1 rRNA gene is annotated in these 1,493 nt (G+C 49.6%); it reads left to right on the top strand.

The window, feature by feature from the left end:
- Nucleotides 1–21: 21 nt before the first annotated feature.
- Nucleotides 22–1,493 (top strand): 23S ribosomal RNA (locus FTV14_RS15845); the annotation flags it as partial.

The raw sequence follows: 1,493 nt of genomic DNA, 5'->3' as shown, positions 1-1,493 counted from the left end.
AACGACTGTTTGGGGTTGTATAGTCAAGTAATTAAGTGCATGTGGTGGATGCCTTGGCAGTCAGAGGCGAAGAAAGACGTGATAGCCTGCGAAAAGCTCCGGGGAGGCGGCAAATATCCTGTGATCCGGAGATGTCTGAATGGGGAAACCCACCGGCTATAAGGTCGGTATCATAAACTGAATACATAGGTTTATGAGGCGAACGCGGAGAAGTGAAACATCTCAGTATCCGTAGGAAAAGAAATCAATTGAGATTCCCTCAGTAGCGGCGAGCGAAAGGGGAACAGCCCATTAAGTCATATCAGTTTTAGTGGAATGCTCTGGGAAGTGCAACCATAGTGGGTGATAGTCCTGTACACGAAAGGGCTGATATGATGATGTCGAGTAGGGCGAGGCACGTGAAACCTTGTCTGAATATAGGGGGACCATCCTCTAAGGCTAAATACTCCTGACTGACCGATAGTGAACCAGTACCGTGAGGGAAAGGCGAAAAGAACCCCTGTGAGGGGAGTGAAATAGATCCTGAAACCGCATGCATACAAGCAGTGGGAGCCACTTTGTGTGGTGACTGCGTACCTTTTGTATAATGGGTCAGCGACTTATATTCAGTAGCGAGGTTAACCGAATAGGGGAGCCGTAGAGAAATCGAGTCTTAATAGGGCGTTTAGTTGCTGGGTATAGACCCGAAACCGGGTGATCTATCCATGAGCAGGTTGAAGGTTGGGTAACACTAACTGGAGGACCGAACCCACTGTCGTTGAAAAGCCAGGGGATGACTTGTGGATAGGGGTGAAAGGCTAATCAAACTCGGTGATAGCTGGTTCTCCCCGAAAGCTATTTAGGTAGCGCCTCGGACGAATACCATTGGGGGTAGAGCACTGTTTCGGCTAGGGGGTCATCCCGACTTACCAAACCGATGCAAACTCCGAATACCAATGAGTACTATCCGGGAGACAGACTGCGGGTGCTAACGTCCGTAGTCAAGAGGAAAACAATCCAGACCGCCAGCTAAGGTCCCTAAATCATAGTTAAGTGGGAAACGATGTGGGAAGGCATAGACAGCTAGGAGGTTGGCTTAGAAGCAGCCACCCTTTAAAGAAAGCGTAATAGCTCACTAGTCGAGTCGGCCTGCGCGGAAGATGTAACGGGGCTAAAACTATGTACCGAAGCTGCGGATTTGCAATTTATTGCAAGTGGTAGGGGAGCGTTCTGTAAGCCGATGAAGGTGTGTTGAGAAGCATGCTGGAGGTATCAGAAGTGCGAATGCTGACGTGAGTAACGACAAAACGGGTGAAAAACCCGTTCGCTGAAAGACCAAGGGTTCCAGTCCAACGTTAATCGGGGCTGGGTGAGTCGACCCCTAAGGCGAGGCCGAGAGGCGTAGTCGATGGGAAATTGGTTAATATTCCAATACTTCAGTGTAATGCGATGAGAGGACGGAGAAGGTTAAGTCAGCCTGGCGTTGGTTGTCCAGGTGGAAGACTGTAGGCATG

The sequence above is a fragment of the Acinetobacter sp. YH12236 genome (assembly GCF_013417645.1).
In the GTDB taxonomy this organism is placed as follows: domain Bacteria; phylum Pseudomonadota; class Gammaproteobacteria; order Pseudomonadales; family Moraxellaceae; genus Acinetobacter.
The sequence above is the reverse complement of the archived record's forward strand: the minus strand, read 5'-3'. Positions and strand labels throughout refer to the sequence as shown.